Origin of the sequence: Rhodococcoides fascians A44A (genome assembly GCF_000760735.1) — a bacterium.
GTDB lineage: Bacteria > Actinomycetota > Actinomycetes > Mycobacteriales > Mycobacteriaceae > Rhodococcoides > Rhodococcoides fascians_E.
Genome location: NZ_JMEX01000005.1, coordinates 1,449,401 through 1,464,408, shown reverse-complemented (window position 1 = coordinate 1,464,408; position 15,008 = coordinate 1,449,401). Strand labels below are relative to the sequence as shown.

14 protein-coding genes are annotated in these 15,008 nt (G+C 65.1%); 9 read left to right on the top strand and 5 right to left on the bottom strand.

Annotated elements, in window-relative coordinates; translation table 11 throughout:
- Positions 1-999, top strand: a 999-nt coding sequence (locus BH95_RS10450) for an ABC transporter permease (protein WP_052060002.1), incomplete at its 5' end; no start/stop codon positions are given.
- 6 nt (positions 1,000-1,005) lie between these two features.
- Positions 1,006-1,818: an ATP-binding cassette domain-containing protein gene (locus BH95_RS10445; protein ID WP_037181875.1), complete on the top strand. Its 813-nt coding sequence runs from the start codon at positions 1,006-1,008 to the stop codon at positions 1,816-1,818.
- Positions 1,819-1,915: 97 nt separating this feature from the next.
- On the opposite strand, the gene BH95_RS10440 is transcribed toward BH95_RS10445, so the two are convergent.
- Positions 1,916-2,920 carry a LacI family DNA-binding transcriptional regulator gene (locus BH95_RS10440; RefSeq protein ID WP_037161791.1) on the bottom strand — a complete coding sequence of 335 codons (1,005 nt, stop codon included), beginning with the start codon at positions 2,918-2,920 and terminating at the stop codon, positions 1,916-1,918.
- 144 nt (positions 2,921-3,064) lie between these two features.
- Here BH95_RS10440 and BH95_RS10435 point away from each other — a divergent pair, with 144 nt between their 5' ends.
- A complete protein-coding gene (locus tag BH95_RS10435; RefSeq protein WP_037181701.1) occupies positions 3,065-4,240 on the top strand; it encodes a Gfo/Idh/MocA family protein in 1,176 nt (391 codons plus the stop codon).
- Between the two features lie 29 nt (positions 4,241-4,269).
- Positions 4,270-5,262 carry a sugar phosphate isomerase/epimerase family protein gene (locus BH95_RS10430; protein WP_037181703.1) on the top strand — a complete coding sequence of 331 codons (993 nt, stop codon included), beginning with the start codon at positions 4,270-4,272 and terminating at the stop codon, positions 5,260-5,262.
- 62 nt (positions 5,263-5,324) lie between these two features.
- Here the strand turns inward: BH95_RS10430 and BH95_RS10425 are convergent, their stop codons facing one another.
- From BH95_RS10425 to BH95_RS10415, 3 genes are read right to left on the bottom strand one after another with little or no spacing between them, the layout of a single operon-like run.
- Positions 5,325-6,677: a glycosyltransferase gene (locus BH95_RS10425; protein WP_037181873.1), complete on the bottom strand. Its 1,353-nt coding sequence runs from the start codon at positions 6,675-6,677 to the stop codon at positions 5,325-5,327.
- Complete coding sequence (locus BH95_RS10420) at positions 6,674-7,693, bottom strand: hypothetical protein (RefSeq protein WP_027498707.1); 1,020 nt, start codon at positions 7,691-7,693, stop codon at positions 6,674-6,676. The genes BH95_RS10425 and BH95_RS10420 overlap by 4 nt, the downstream gene beginning before the upstream one ends.
- Positions 7,690-8,625: a WcbI family polysaccharide biosynthesis putative acetyltransferase gene (locus BH95_RS10415; RefSeq protein ID WP_033189863.1), complete on the bottom strand. Its 936-nt coding sequence runs from the start codon at positions 8,623-8,625 to the stop codon at positions 7,690-7,692. The genes BH95_RS10420 and BH95_RS10415 overlap by 4 nt, the downstream gene beginning before the upstream one ends.
- Positions 8,626-8,733: 108 nt before the next feature.
- Here BH95_RS10415 and BH95_RS10410 point away from each other — a divergent pair, with 108 nt between their 5' ends.
- From BH95_RS10410 to BH95_RS10395, 4 genes are read left to right on the top strand one after another with little or no spacing between them, the layout of a single operon-like run.
- A complete protein-coding gene (locus BH95_RS10410; protein WP_037181871.1) occupies positions 8,734-9,843 on the top strand; it encodes a glycosyltransferase in 1,110 nt (369 codons plus the stop codon).
- Positions 9,840-10,919, top strand: coding sequence for a glycosyltransferase (locus BH95_RS10405; RefSeq protein WP_037158039.1), 1,080 nt, complete (start codon positions 9,840-9,842; stop codon positions 10,917-10,919). Before BH95_RS10410 ends, BH95_RS10405 begins: the two co-directional genes overlap by 4 nt.
- The gene (locus BH95_RS10400) at positions 10,916-11,920 is read left to right on the top strand and encodes a glycosyltransferase (RefSeq protein ID WP_037181868.1); all 1,005 of its coding nucleotides are present in this window, start codon (positions 10,916-10,918) and stop codon (positions 11,918-11,920) included. The genes BH95_RS10405 and BH95_RS10400 overlap by 4 nt, the downstream gene beginning before the upstream one ends.
- Complete coding sequence (locus BH95_RS10395; protein WP_037181866.1) at positions 11,917-12,759, top strand: glycosyltransferase family 2 protein; 843 nt, start codon at positions 11,917-11,919, stop codon at positions 12,757-12,759. The genes BH95_RS10400 and BH95_RS10395 overlap by 4 nt, the downstream gene beginning before the upstream one ends.
- Before the next feature lie 6 nt (positions 12,760-12,765).
- On the opposite strand, the gene BH95_RS10390 is transcribed toward BH95_RS10395, so the two are convergent.
- Positions 12,766-12,960, bottom strand: coding sequence for a hypothetical protein (locus BH95_RS10390; protein WP_019663450.1), 195 nt, complete (start codon positions 12,958-12,960; stop codon positions 12,766-12,768).
- A gap of 73 nt (positions 12,961-13,033) precedes the next feature.
- Between BH95_RS10390 and glgX the strand changes: the two genes are divergently transcribed.
- A partial coding sequence (gene glgX / locus BH95_RS10385) for a glycogen debranching protein GlgX (RefSeq protein ID WP_157773053.1) occupies positions 13,034-15,008 on the top strand: 1,975 nt, incomplete at its 3' end.

The following is a 15,008-nucleotide window of genomic DNA, read 5'->3' as shown; positions in this document are numbered from 1 at the left end:
AAGAAGCAGAAGCCGTTGCAGCGGTTGCTGGTTCGTCCGGAGATCGGCGCGCTGTTCGGCGCGATCGTGATCTTCGTCTTCTTCTGCATCGTCGCTCCACCCTTCCGATCCCCGGAAGCTCTCGCCACCGTCCTCTACGCCTCGTCGACCATCGGCATCATGGCGATCGGAGTGTCGCTGTTGATGATCGGCGGAGAGTTCGACCTCTCCACCGGTGTCGCGGTGACGTTCTCCTCGATCATGGCCTCGATGATCGCCTACAACCTGCACCTGAACGTCTGGCTGGGATCGCTGCTGGCGCTCGTACTCGCTCTCGGGGTCGGATTCCTCAACGGCTATCTGGTGATGAAGACGAAGATTCCCTCGTTCCTGATCACCCTGTCGAGCTTCCTGATGCTGACCGGTATCAACCTCGCGGTCACCAAGCTCGTCACCGGGCAGGTCGCCACCCCGTCGATCTCGGATATGGCCGGCTTCGACTCGGCGAAGAAGGTCTTCGCCTCGTCCTTCCAGATCGGTGATGTCTCGATCCGCATCACCGTCGTCTGGTGGCTGTTGTTCACCGCCATCTCCACCTACGTGCTCATGAAGACCCGCATCGGCAACTGGATCTTCGCCGTCGGCGGCAACCAGGACTCGGCTCGCGCCATCGGTGTTCCCGTGACGAAGGTCAAGATCGGGCTGTTCATGTTCGTCGGATTCTGCGCCTGGTTCGTCGGCATGCACCTGCTGTTCGCGTTCAACACCGTCCAGTCCGGTCAGGGCGTGGGCAACGAATTCCTCTACATCATCGCCGCCGTCATCGGTGGCTGCCTGTTGACCGGTGGTTTCGGTACGACCATCGGAGCGATGATCGGCGCATTCATCTTCGGCATGGCCAACCAGGGCATCGTCTACGCCGGATGGAACCCGGACTGGTTCAAGTTCTTCCTCGGCGCGATGCTGCTGTTCGCCGTCATCGCGAACAATTCCTTCCGCAACTACGCAGCAAAAAGGTGACCGGTCATGACCACACACGCACAAACCCCGATCGAGAACGTCCCCTCGGGCGGTAAGACACCGCTCATCGAGCTCAAAGGCGTCGGTAAGTCCTACGGCAACATCATCGCCCTCAAGGACATCAACCTGCGCGTCGGCGCCGGCGAGGTCACCGGTGTTCTCGGTGACAACGGCGCCGGCAAGTCCACCTTGATCAAGATCATGGCCGGTTTGCATCAGCAGACCGAAGGCGAACTGCTCGTCGACGGTGTCGACACCAAGTTCAGTTCCCCGAAGGACGCACTGGGCAAGGGCATCGCGACGGTCTACCAGGACCTCGCGGTGGTCTCCTTGATGCCGGTCTGGCGTAACTTCTTCCTCGGTCAGGAACTGCGCAAAGGCCCGTTCCGGACACTCGACGCCACCGCGATGCGCGCGACGACCATCGAAGAGCTGCACAAGATGGGTATCGATCTGCCCGACGTGGATGCACCCATCGGATCGCTGTCCGGCGGCCAGCGTCAGTGTGTGGCGATCGCCCGAGCTATCTTCTTCGGCGCACGCGTGCTCATCCTCGACGAGCCGACCGCCGCGTTGGGTGTCAAGCAGTCCGGCATGGTTCTGCGATACATCTCCGCCGCGAAGGAGCAGGGCTTCGGCGTCGTGTTCATCACCCACAACCCGCATCACGCGTACATGGTGGGGGATCACTTCGTGCTCCTCAACCGTGGTCGCCAGAAGCTCGACTGCACCTACGACGAGATCAGCCTCGACGATCTCACCAAGGAAATGGCGGGCGGCGACGAACTCGAAACCCTCACCCACGAACTACGCAGGTAGAGACCTGCGAAACACGGCCCATCGACGAACGTCGGTGGGCCGTGTCTCGTCGTGCACGTCGATTGTCCGAGGTTGTCCCTGCTGTCCCGTTGTACTGCTACCGAATCGGTGCGGGCCCTGTCGTATTCCGAACGATGAGGCGCGGGACCAGCACGACAGGATCGAGGTTCGTCCTGTCGTTGTCGAGAATGTCGACCGCGAGTTCGATTGCGCGATCGGCCTGATCCGCAGGCTCTTGGCTCACTGTCGTCAGCGCGATGTGCCCGAGTTGAGCCAAGGTGCTGTTGTCGTACCCGGTCACCGAAATATGTTCGGGTACGACGATGCCTGCGACTTGTAGGGCATCCAACAGGCCGACCGCGCTTCTGTCGTTGGCTGCAACGATGGCGGTCGGTCGTGTTCCCGGATGATCGCGGACTGCGAGCCCTGCATCCGTGCCGGACACTTCGGTGAAGTCTCCGTCGAAGACTTCGATGAATTCGGCGAGGCCATGACGACGCATCGCCCGTGTGTAGCCGTCACGCCGGTCGACGGCGATGGGGTTGGAACCACCGGAAAGGTGAGCAATTCTGCTGTGCCCCAGCGACACCAGGTGATCGACGACGGCGCTCATTCCTCGGCGGTCCGTCGCACGGACTACGGCGACGCCCGAGACGCGACGACCCACCACGATGAGTGGGACACGAGTGCTCCACGAGCGCAGCGACTGTGCGGATGACTCGGATCCCAGAATCACAACCGCTTCACAGCGGAAGTCGAGCAGTGTTTCTATGACGGCCGACTCCCCGTGCGTGGGCGTCACGGCGCCCAGAACCACCTCGTAGCCTTTCGAGTCTGCTGCGGCCACCATGTGTTCGACCATCTCGGCGTGGAACGCATTCCTGATGTTCGCGACCACGCCGAGCATGTGTGTGCGGCGCAGAGTCATCAGTGCGGCAGCTCGGTTCGGTCGATAGTCGAGTTCGTCGGCCACGGCCAGAACGCGTGCGCGAGTCTCGGCGCTGGGGCCAGGAACGTCGCGAAAAATCATCGAGACCAACGCTTTCGAGACGCCGACTCGGTTCGCGATGTCCTGCATTGTCGCGGATTTGCCGTTTGCCATGTGGCTCCTCGAATTGGTGCGCCGTGTCTGCGCCGACGATCTTGACACGGAGGTGATCGATGTCTCATAGTAGCTGTACTAGACCGGTCAAATAGACCGGGACACTTGATCTCGCTTCGAGAGAAGAAGAAAGTAGTCACCCTCATGACAGAGAACTCGCTCGGTGTAGCCGTCATCGGTGGCGGTATGGCCGGACGCGCCCATGCCGCCGGGTACCGGATGGCGTCGACGCTGTTCGGCACCGACCGCCCGGATGTGCGTTTGGTGGCCATCGCGGACACCAACAAGGGTGTCGCGGACGATACCGCCAAGCGGTACGGCTACGAGCGCGCCGAGTACAGCTGGCAGGCGATCGCCGAGGCACAGGACATCGATGTCGTGTCCGTCGTCGTCGCCAATCACCTGCACCGTGAGATCGTCGAGGGCCTGCTCGCTGCAGGCAAGAACGTGCTGTGCGAGAAGCCGCTGGCAGGGTCGCTGGCGGATGCGGAGTCGATGGTCGCCGCGGCCGCGGCATCGAGCGGTATCGCCTCGGTGGGCTACACCTACCGCCGGTCCCCGGCCGTGCAGGCCATCGCCGACGAGCTCGCCGCCGGTCGCCTCGGTGAGATCGTGCACTTCGACGGCCGCTACCGCGCCGATTACTCCCTCGATCCGAGCGGGCCGATCACCTGGCGGTACCGCGGCGGGCAGGGAACCGGTGCACTCGCCGATGTCGGCAGTCATCTGATCGATCTCGCCGAGTACGTCGCCGGACCGATCGTCGAGGTCCGCGGGGCGCAGTTCTGCACCGTCGTCACCGAACGCCCCGTCCCGGTCGGGGTCACCTACGGTCACACCAAAGCCGAAACCACCGGGGAGACGGCGCCGGTGGAGAACGAGGATATCGCCACCTTCACCGCGCAGTTCGCCGGCGGATTCGTCGGAACCTTCTCCGCCTCGCGGGTCTCGCACGCCAATCCCGACGGACTGTCCTTCGATGTGTTCGGCACGCGCGGGTCGGCGTCGTGGGCGCTCGAGCGCGCCGCGGAGTTCCACATCTCCACCACCGACATCGACGAGACGGTCAATGGCCGCCGTCAGGTCATCATCGGACCCCAGCACCCCTACATCCAGGGCGGGCTGCCGATGGACGCCGGCGGCGTCGGGCACGGCAAAGCCGAATTCTTCGCCTACCAGGCACGGGCATTCCTCGACCAGGTCGCCGGACTGACCGGCCTGCCCCCGCTCCCGGACTTCGCGCACGGACTGCGCGGCATGCAGATCGTCGCCGCCATCGCCGAATCCGCTGCCGCGAACGGCACCGCAGTCAAGATCTGACCCACCCTCTACTCGCAAGGAAGCTCACGATGAAACTCGGCGTCTACAACGCGATCCTGCACGACAAGTCCCTGCCCGACGCCATCGCGACGGTGGCCTCACTCGGTCTCGAAGGCATCGAGATCAACTCCGGTGGATTCCTGCCACCGGTGCACATTCCGGTCGACGACCTGCTCGCCGGCACCATCAGCCCAGCCGACTACCTCGCGGTGTTCGAGGGCACGGGCGTCTCGATCGCCGGCCTGAACTGCAACGGCAACCCACTGCACCCCGACCCGGAGGTCGGCCCCGAGGACGCCGAGGACCTGCGCAAGTCCATCCGTGTCGCCGGTCTGCTCGGCATCGACCGGGTGGTGACGATGTCCGGTCTGCCCGCAGCCCACGAGGGTGGGACGTGGCCGGCATGGCATGTCAACACCTGGGATTCGGGATACCTCGACTCCTCCGATTACCAGTGGGATCAGGTCGCGGTGCCGTTCTGGAAAGAGATCGACGCTCTCGCCCGTGAGCACTCAGTCAAGGTCGCCATCGAGATGCACCCGCAGAACCTGGTGTTCAACCCACCGACGCTCAAGCGCCTCGTCGACAAAGGCGGCCTGAGCAACGTCGGCGCCGAAATGGACCCCTCGCACCTGTTCTGGCAGGGCATCGACCCGGTCAAAGCCATCGAATGGCTCGGCCCCCTGGTCTTCCACGCCGCAGCCAAGGACACCCGAATCAACCCCGACTGCGAGATCTACGGAGTCCTCGACGACCGATTCACCCGCGCACCGCAGGACGGACCCCGCACCAGCCTCGGCGGCAAGCACTACGTCAACATCTGGCCGCAGGACTCCGCGTGGGACTTCGTCGCCGTCGGCAACGGACACGACGTCGACTTCTGGACCCGGTTCCTGCGCGCCCTGCACACCGTGGACCCCGACATCGCCGTGAACATCGAACACGAGGACACCGCCTACGGCCCCCTCGAAGGGCTACAGATCGCCGTCGACACCCTCAACAAAGCCAAAGCGAACCTGTAGCTTTCTCACCGCATTACAACGCCGGCGCTGGACATCACCTCGGTGGTGTCCAGCGTTCGTGGTCACCAGGCCAGCCACGGTTCGCCATCGATCAGCAAGATGCCGACCTCCTCGGCACTCCGACGCTCGGTCGTGAACAACGCGTTCAGCAGCTCCGATTCGGACTCGCCGGTCCGCGCGGCCCAGCGCCGTGCACGGTTCAGTGCCCTGGACGCCGTCGCCGAGACCGAGGCACCGTCGCAGTCGACGGTCACCCTGCCTGCCAGTCCGGGTCCGATGCATCCGGTCAGGGCACCCCACGTCGCCGACGAGAACTGCACAGGGCCTCGAACGTGCACGACGAATCGGCAGCGAAGCCGCACGGATCGCTCGGGGGTCCCGACGCGCACACGTGAATCATCCAGTGCCAACGCGTCGTACACTGCGGGAGCACCTTCTCCCGTCAGCCACACCGCGCAGTCGACGCCACGCACGATGCCGGCGACAGTGACCATCACCGATGCCGGTGATGCCTCCGCCACGTCGAGGATCACCGCAGCGTCCGGGATCCGATAGGCCAGCCCATGTCGTCGGGCGCTGGGATCGGTGATCAACGGTGCGAGAGCCACGGCCTCGGTGTTCTTCTCGTCGGTCCGGTCCGTGACGTCTCGCCCCGCCCAGTCCGGCCCGTCGTGCCACGCAACTGCCTGGGGATCGTGGGCGAACACTGCTCCCGCCATGAACGCACGATTGGCGAATTCCCAGTCCTCGCCGCCGTACCGGACGAAGGTCTCGTCGAAGCCGCCGATCTCCTCGAACAGTTCACGGCTGCAGGTCAACACTGCACTGATGACGAATTTGTATCCGTCCCAACCCGGTCGGAGAAGGTTGCCCGTCCGGCCGTAAGCGCTGGACAACCAATCTGGTTCGCCGAGTTCCCGTGGAGTACGAAGCCAGTCCGACAGTTCCGATACGTTCACATCGCTCAGATCGGCGTGTCCTCGCCGCCCGACGACGACCGTGTCCGGAGCCACTGCAGGCAGAGCCACAGCGGTCTCGAGGTACCCGGGCGTCGGAACGGTGTCGGCGTCGAGAAAACACAGAACCTCGCCCGTCCCCGCACGCGCACCGAGGTTGCGAGCCGCGGCGGCCCGAAACCCCTTGTCCTCCTGGCGCACCACCGTCACCGCCAGCCTGTCGCGCCAGTCGTCGACGACAGGCGGCGTCGGTGAACCGTCGTCGGCGATGACCACCTGCATCCTGTCGGACGGGTAGCGCTGCTGAGCCAGGGCTTCGAGTACGAGCGACAATTGGTGCGGCTGATCGTAATACGGGACCACGACGGTGACGCTCGGCAACTCCACCATGTCCGGCGTCAGATCCCAGCGATTGTCCGGCACGACGTACCGACCCTGGATCTCGAGAGCCCGCGTCATCCGCGCCAGCCCGTCAGAATCGAGTCGTACTCCCGGGCCACATCGTTCGGAGTGGGCCGCGGCACCACGTGCGGTTCGATCCAGGTCGACGACGGATGGCGAACCGCCTCGGCGATCGCGTCCCGCAACGAATCCTCGTCGTCTCCGTGCACACGAACCACACCGGGCGATCGCTTGTCCAGTTCCTCGGTGTACGCGTTGCGAGGGACGAGTGGGCGGCGTCTCGCTGCAATCCACGTGTTGATCGACCCCGACGCCGACAGGTGCCGATGGAAGGCGACAGGAACGGTCGCAGCCGCCAAGCGTCGATACATATCGAGTTCCGGGAGGAATCCGGTGATCTCGCAGGGCCTTCCGGCTTCGGCTGCCGTGCACCGCAACTGATCGATCAGATCCTCGTGCCCTGGCGACGCAGTCCCCAACGCGACAAAACCCACGGACCGCGGTAAGTCGGCCATCGCCCGGAGCGTCTCGATGTGCCCCTTTCCCGGATACAGGAAACCCAGCACGGCAACACGCGCACCCGACGATCCGCCCTCCATCCCTTCAGGCCCTGCAGGCTCCGCTCTCGGCCTCGGCATCATCAGCGGAATCACCTGTGGATCGACGGACGCGTCGGTGAACTCTCGGAGCAGCGATGCCTCGTGGTCGCTCGACACGATCACCCCGGCCGCCTGGTCGATCACTGTCCGGTAGAACCGAACTCGCGTCTCGAACCCCGATCCGTCGGACGGTTGTGGCACGTCGTGCACGGTCACCGAGTGCCGCGCGGGCAGCCTGGCGCACAGTGCCGCGTAGTTGGGCGCTGCTGATACACGGTCGCCGAAGAGTCGGTCGGTGACATGCAGGTGTACGAGTGAGCACTCCCCGATCCAGGCAGGGAGTTCGGACTCCGGTCCGTCCAGGCGCACTGCCCGGTGCGTCGGTTCCCCCAACTCTCGTGCAACGGACGCGCCGTACTCGACGACGCCGTGTGCCGGTGGCCCTACCAGGACATGGCCGATCTGGGGCATCATGCAGCCATGTCCAGAATGTCGAGGAGATCGGCGTAGCGCTGAATTGCTGCGTCGACGAACGGCGGATTGTCTCGATACCACTGCAACTGAACCCGTCGGATCTCGTCCTGGGACACGGACGATCCGTCGACGAGCCATGACGGCCTGGGCCGAGCCTGCAGGTCGAGAGCTCGTACGACGCGCTCGTCGAGCGGAGAGACGATGTTGCCCAGCAATTCTCGATCGGGCTCGGCGGGCGGGCCACAACCCAGCGCGTCGAGAATGCGGGATCCGAGCGCCGTCAACACCGAGTTTCCCGGGTGGTTGACGGTGTTCGCGGCGCCGGCGCCCGCTGGAAGCAGAAGATCGGACACACCGACGTCGCACTGGGCGCGTTCGCGCCGGGCGAGTTCCGCGATGCTCCACGCTGCGACGTCTGTCACCTGACGAGCACTCAGCGGGACGTCCCACCCGGCCGAGTCACCGTCGCGGGCGGCGATCACCGTCCTGAGGTCGTGGTAGGGAACGCCTGCGGGCGTCGCGGACGGGGCGCTGGGGTGCCGCACGATAACCTGGAACGGATACAACCCGCTGTATCGCAGGACCGGCCACACGATCTTCTCCGCTCGAGTCGATCGGAGTGCGTCCACGTCGTCCGTCCCGATCGGCAACCCGCGGTAGCCGGAACGCACGGGTTGGGACAGCAGCACCGCACAGCGCGCCATCAGGTCACGAACGTGCGGTAGGTCGCTCTCGGTGAGCTCGTGGACCGGAGGAACCCGCACCGTACGGTAAGGAAGGTCCGCCGCGCTCGAGACCACGATCCGCAGGGCCTCGGCCTGGCAGTTCCCCCACACGACCAATAGCGGCCGTTCGTCGCCCGTCGTGTCGGAGACTCCGTAGAAATCTCCGTAGTGAATGCGACGCCCCTCGTCGGGATCGTTCGACGTCACGGGCTCCCTGTAGTATTCGGTTGTCGCAGGAGACACTCCCTCTCGAGCAGTCGGGTCCGGGCTCATCACACGTCCCGTATAACCGTTCTGTCGCGAAGGAACCCTCATTTGATCAACCCCACCCCGATCGATCCAGCGTCGATCACCGTGGCTTCCGTACCCACCGGCCACACCTATGTCGCGCATCTGGGTTCCGACGGAGTCCGTCGACTTCCCGACCCGGTCCCGCCGGGCGCCGAGGGAACCGGTCGTTGGTGGCCGCCGCGTTGGCTCGAACCGGAGTGGACGAAGCGTCATCTGTCGTCGTTCGACGTGCTGCACGTGCATTTCGGTTTCGATTCGTTGCCACCCGAGCAGCTCGGCGAGGTGATACGCACGGTGCGATCGGCGGGCAAGCCTCTGGTCTACACGGTGCACGACCTCCACAACCCACATTTCGTGGACAACTCTCTCCACGAGGCTCACCTCGACATGCTGATCGAAGCGGCCGACGAGGTGATCACCCTCACGCCGGGCGCTGCGCGGGAAATCGAATCCCGTTGGGGACGTCGCGCAACCGTCGTGCCGCATCCGCACGTCGCTCCGATGGAGCTGATCGGTCGACGTCGACCGAACACCGAGTCGTTCGTGATCGGAGTGCACGCGAAGAGCCTGCGCACCAACCTCGATCCGTTGGCCGTCCTGGGGACGATCGTCGACACAGCTGCCCAATTGCCGGGTGCAACAGTCCGAATCGACATCGACGACCAGGCATTCGACTCGCACCCGGAGGACGCTGCCGCGATCGCCGCCTTCGGGACACACGAGGGTGTCGACGTTCGAGTTCACCCTCGGTTCGACGACGAAGAACTGTGGACGTACCTGACCGAGATCGACGTGTCGGTTCTGCCGTACCGATTCGGCACGCATTCGGGATGGTTGGAGGCGTGTGTCGACATGGGGACTGCGGTCGTGGTGCCCGATTGTGGTTACTTCGCGGAGCAAACCCCCTGCCGCGTCTTCGGTTTCGGCCTCGACCGTTTCGACGACGCCGGGCTGGCCGATGCGCTGCACTCCACGTACGACGACGTCGTGGCGCGGCGAACCTCACAGTCCGACACCGGCGAATTCCTGCGTACGAGCCGGGAAGTCGACCGGGAGGAGGCCGCACGCACGCATGCACGCATCTATCGCCGTGCACTGTCCGAGCGCCCTGTGACCACCGGGACACGACGATGACCGACAGCCTGCGCGTAGCACTGCTCGGCTCGTCGAACTTTCCGATCGCCGAGCCGTACGCGGGTGGAATGGAAGCGCACATCGGTCAGCTGTCTCGTGCATTGACCGAGCGCGGACACTCGGTGACCCTGTTCGCGGCGGAAGGCTCGACCCTCGATGTCGCGGACGACCTTCTGAGCGTTGCGCGGTTGGAGCTGTCCGACATCTCCAAGGCCGACATCACCACTCCCGCACGTGCCGTCAGCGAGCACCACGCGTACCTGTCGGTGATGATGCAACTGGCCGGCGAGCTGTCCGACGCGTTCGACGTGATCCACAATCACAGCCTGCATTACCTGCCCATCGCGATGTCGCGCACGGTGCGCACTCCTATGCTCACCACCCTGCACACTCCCCCGTTCGCGTGGCTCGAATCTGCGGTGGCACTGTCCGGAAGCACCGGCGTCGAATTCGCAGCCGTCAGCGAACACGCTGCGCGCCAATGGTTCCCTGTCACCGGCCCCGTCAACGTCGTGGCGAACGGGATCTCGCTGGAGCGATGGCCGGAAGGTCCGGGGGGCGACGGCGCAGTGTGGTCGGGCCGATTGGTGCCCGAGAAGGGGCCTCATCTGGCCATCGACGCCGCACGCGCAGCCGGATTCTCGCTCACCCTCGCGGGCCCGGCGTCGAACACGGCGTACTTCGAGGCGGAAGTGGCGCCCAGACTCGGTGGAGACGTCACGTACGCGGGCCACCTGCGTCAACGTGAACTCGCGACCCTCGTCGGATCCTCCGCTGTCGCGTTGGCGACGCCGGTCTGGGAGGAGCCCTACGGTCTGGTCGTGGCCGAAGCGCTTGCGTGCGGAACTCCCGTCGCTGCGTTCGATCGCGGTGGTATCCCCGAGATTTTGGATCCGACGTCTGGACGACTGGCTCGTCCGGACTCGGTCGAGGATCTCGCACGGGCGATGATCGAAGCCCGCACCCTGTCGCGGCACGACGCTCGGGCTCGCGCCGAGTCGGCATGCTCCGAGCGCCGCATGGTAGATCAGTACCTGAGCCTGTACGACACCATGATGTCCGGCGCCGCGCTGTGATCGGCTACTACGCGCACCATCACGGCACCGGCCACATGACACGTGCGACCTCCATCGCTGCGGCGACCGACGAGCCCGTCACAGTGCTGTCCTCGCGACAACCGTTCCCGCACAGCGACATCGAATGGTTGCAGCTCCCCCTCGACACCCCACAACCCAGCGACACCGGCGGCCCCGAGTACCCGGCCGACGAGACTGCCGGAGGAATCCTCCACTGGGCCCCGACGGGCGTGCGCGGCCTGACCGATCGCATGGCGCTGATCGCCGAGTGGGTGGCCCGCGTGCGCCCACGGCTCGTCGTCGTCGACGTGTCGGTGGAAGTGACACTGCTGGTCCGCTTGCTCGGGGTGGACGTCGTCGTCATGGCCATGCCAGGCGAGCGGACGGACACTCCCCACACCCTCGCGTACCGAGCAGCGTCGGCGATCGTCGCGCCGTGGTCGCGATCGGTCTACGACCCGCAGTGGCTTCGGCCGTATGCGGACAAGACCACGTACGTCGGTGCGATCAGCTGGTTCGACGGCCGCGCCCGGGAGACGGTCGGCGACGACGCCTCCGTGGTCGTTCTCGGCGGTGCGGGTGGTACGACGCTCGTCGCGTCCGATATCGAGCTCGCCGGTGCGGCCAACCCCGAATTTCGCTGGATCGCAGCAGGAATCGATGCCTCGTCGTGGAGAGCGGACGTCTGGCCACTGCTGTGTTCGGCCACGGTCGTGGTGACCCACGCCGGGCAGAACGCGTTGGCCGACGTCGCGGCCGCGGGGTCGCCGGCAATCGTCATTCCACAGGATCGGCCGTTCGACGAGCAGATCGCCAGCGCGCGTGCCCTCGGTTCGGCATCCGTGGCGGTCGTGACCGATGCATGGCCTGATCCGGACGGCTGGACAGCGCTGCTGAACCGCGCGACCGAGCTCGGCGCGTCGGGGTGGGGTCGCGTGGAGCAGCGCGGGGCGGCCGGCCGTGCCGCCCGTGTGCTCGACGCCGGAGCGGTCGTCCGATGAATCTGACTGTGGTGACGGTCGTCTCGGGCCGTCACGAACACCTCCGCGAGCAGATCCGCGGGTTGGCACGGTCGACGAGGCCTCCGGACCATCACGTCGTGATCGCGATGGGCGATCACCGGATCGTCGACGTTGTGGCCGATGTCGTGGCCGACACCGGCACCGCGACAGTGCGGTACATCGATACGGTCGACGGGCGCCTACCTCTGGCTCACGCGCGCAATCTCGGAGCACAGGTGGCAGTTACACAGGGCGCGGACATACTGCTGTTCCTGGATGTCGACTGCATACCGGGCCCGGAGATGGCGGCGACCTACGAGCGCGCCTGCTCGGACTCCGCGAACGCCATGTCCCTGCTCTGCGGACCGGTCACCTATCTGCCCCCACACCGGGGGCGGTGGTCGGAGGAAGAGTTGATCGCGCACACGAATCCCCATGGTGCGCGGCCGAATCCGGCCGTCGGAGCCGTCGAATCGGGATCGAACTACGACTTGTTCTGGTCACTGTCGTTCGCGGTCACCGCTCCGACATGGGGACAGCTGGGCGGATTCTTCGAGGGCTACACGGGTTACGGCGGTGAGGACACCGACCTCGCAGCCACGGCCCGAGCGTCGGGAATCGGTCTACGGTGGGTGGGCGGTGCCCACGCCTATCACCAGCATCATGCGGTGTCCTCGCCCCCGGTCGAGCACGTCGACGACATCGTGCGCAACGCTCGCCTGTTCCACGATCGGTGGAACAGGTGGCCGATGGAAGGATGGTTGGCGGAGTTCGAGCGGCGCGGGCTCGTTGCCCGCACCGCGGCCGGACGCATTCAGCGCCTCGGCGAACCCCTCTGAGCGTCGTCAGTTACCGGGCGAGGTGCCTTCGGAATCGTCCACGAAGGCCCAGTCGCCGTCATGGTCGACTTCGAGACGCCACCCGAGTTCGCTGTTGTCCGCCTTCTCTTCGATGAACCAGTTGTACGCGTCATCGGCGCTCTCGATGTTCTTGGTCGCGACGACGTCGCCTGTCGGATCGAGCACTCTGTAATCAGCCATGAGTGTGTCGTACCCCTCGGGCCGTCGATTCAAAACTCGGTTTGCTCGATCCTTGCCGGGGTACTGGGCTGCAATGACCGAAGTCAGCTCCCCTCATCCCCTCGGCGTGACCCTGCTACCCGACGGCACGGCCGATGTCGCGGTCTACTCGGAGACCGCGGATTCCATCGCTGTCGTCGTGGTTGACGCATCCGGCGCCGAACTTTCCTCGACCACTCTCGACACGCGGACCGGGCACGTGTTCCACGGTGTCGTCGACGGCCTGACGGTCGGGTCGCGGTACGGATTGCGGGTGGACGGACCGTGGAGTCCCGCGGACGGTCTCCGTCACAACGTGCACAAGCTGCTGGTGGACCCGTATGCCCGAGCCATTGCGGGCAGTGTGGACTGGAACGAGTCGGTGTTCTCGCACCTGCACGACGAGCCCGAGACGCGAAACGACGAGGACTCGGCGTCGTCGATGATTCATTCGGTCGTCGTAGGCGACGACTTCGATTGGGGTGACGATGCACCTCCGCGGATCCCTCTGTCCGAAAGTGTCGTCTACGAAGTGCACGTCAAGGGTTTCACCGCGCGCCATCCGGGCGTCGACGAGGACATTCGCGGTACCTATGCAGGTCTTGCCCACCCCGCCGCGGTCCAAGCACTCGTCGATCTCGGGGTCACCGCCGTCGAATTGCTCCCGATTCATCAATTCGTCCAGGACTCGCACCTCCTGGAAGAAGGGCGGCGCAACTATTGGGGGTACAACTCGATCGGCTTCCTCGCTCCGCACAACGAGTACAGCCATGCGGGTGACACCGGCGGCCAGGTCAACGAGTTCAAGTCCATGGTCAAGGCGCTGCACGCCGCGGGAATCGAAGTGATTCTCGACGTCGTGTACAACCACACCGCCGAGGGCAATCACCTCGGTCCTACGTTGTCGCTCAAGGGGATCGACAACCGTTCCTACTATCGTCTGGTCGAGGAAGATCGCGGCTCGTACTTCGACACGACCGGCACGGGCAACAGTCTGAACGTCGGCCATCCTGCCGCGCTGGCCCTGATCATGGACTCGTTGCGCTACTGGGTGACCGAGATGCATGTCGACGGATTCCGCTTCGACCTCGCAAGTACGTTGACTCGCCAGGATTCCGATCTGGACAAGCACAGCGCCTTCCTCGATCTGGTTCATCAGGACCCGACGCTGGCGTCGGTCAAGCTGATCGCCGAACCCTGGGACACGCAGGGCTACCAGGTCGGCGGCTTTCCGGCGCGATGGTCGGAGTGGAACGGGAAGTTCCGCGACGACGTTCGTGACTTCTGGCGTTCGGAGCCAGGCACTCTCGGGGCGTTCGCGCAGCGCATCACCGGCAGCCCCGACGTGTACGAGAGCACGCGGCGCCCGACGCTCGCCAGCGTCAACTTCGTCACCGCGCACGACGGGTTCACTCTCGCCGACCTGAATGCATACGACGACAAGCACAACGACGCCAACGGCGAGGACAACCAGGACGGTGAATCGGACAACCGGTCGTGGGGCTGCGGCGCCGAAGGCCCGACCGACGACGAGGGCGTGTTGGCTCTCCGTGCCCGGCAGCAACGCAACCATCTGGCGACACTGCTTCTGTCCGCCGGTGTACCGATGATTCTCGGCGGCGACGAGATCGGGCGAACCCAGCAGGGCAACAACAACGCGTACTGCCAGGACAACGAACTGTCGTGGTTCGACTGGGACTCTGCGGACACCGATCTGCAGGCCTTCACTCGTCAGCTGATCGAGCTGAGAAAGTCGCACGCAGCGTTGCGTCCGAGGTGGTTCCGCCACGACAGCGAGTCCGATGCGGACACCTACGTCGATTTCTACCGCGCCGACGGCGAGAAGCTCACGGACGAGGACTGGTCCGACGGGTCGGCGCTGTCGATGCTGGTGGTTCTCGCGTCGGCCGAAGACGACGAAGTGTTCGGGTGGGCGGTGAATGCGTCGAGCGAGACGGTGGAGTTCGGCCTACCGTCCGGCAGTTGGCGCCAGGTCCTGTCGAGCGACCCGCAGCAGGCGTACGAGGAGT